This window comes from Clostridioides sp. ZZV15-6598, from assembly GCF_020657705.1.
Taxonomy (GTDB): domain Bacteria; phylum Bacillota; class Clostridia; order Peptostreptococcales; family Peptostreptococcaceae; genus Clostridioides; species Clostridioides difficile_F.
On sequence record NZ_JAGWCS010000302.1, the window covers coordinates 1 to 779 of the forward strand.

At 28.2% G+C, this 779-nt stretch carries 1 protein-coding gene and 1 pseudogene; both read right to left on the reverse strand.

Annotation, left to right across the window (positions count from 1 at the left end):
* Positions 1 to 539, reverse strand: a pseudogene (locus tag KGF50_RS21720) (phage head morphogenesis protein); the annotation flags it as partial.
* The coding region (locus tag KGF50_RS21725) for a phage portal protein (protein WP_227849983.1) at positions 529 to 779 on the reverse strand (251 nt) is incomplete at its 5' end. The gene KGF50_RS21725 and the pseudogene KGF50_RS21720, both read right to left, overlap by 11 nt.

Below are 779 nucleotides of genomic sequence, written 5' to 3' on the forward strand. Positions count from 1 at the left end.
TCACTAGTCCAAGGTTTTGAAATAATTTTATTTATTCTATTAGTATCAAGACTCATTAAGCTCCAACCAATATTTACTCCTTGTTGAATATTAAAAGCTGTATGATAATATCCGCTTGTATAAATATCTCTTATTAGATTATCAATGCTATCAAGTTCATTTCCATAAAGCACTTCCACTTGTTGCTGTATTTGCAGTCTTAAAGCTTCAAGCCTTGTGATATGCACTCTAGCACTAGCATTTTCTAACTCTTTCATCCAGTTTTGATTAATAGCATTTTCTTTACCATATTTAATATATTCTTCGACACTCCACTTAAATTCTTCTAACTCTCTTGTGTTTAATAATTTCTTAGCTTCTAGTAAAGAGATTCCTTCACTTTTAGCAAATCTGTTATACCATACAAGTATGTCTTTTTCTATACTATTCATAGCTAATTTGTATTGTTTTTCTAATTCAAAATAATATTTTACACTTCTACTGTTCTGAGCTTCTTCTAATTGTTCAAATCTATTCCTCCAATAATCTTTATGTTTCATCTATAACACCACTATTATTAGGAATAATATCGTTGTATTCTTGTTGGTTATTATCTTTTTCTTTTTTTATTTTTTCTATTTCCTTCTTGACATCTACAGTCCAAGGATGCTGAGATACAATAGTTTCATCCGATAATAACCCCACTGAATTTTGACAATTAGTAATACTTTCTGTTTCATTTATTAATATATCCCTATTAAAGATTATTTCTACTTCTTCATTTTCATAATTTCCTTGAC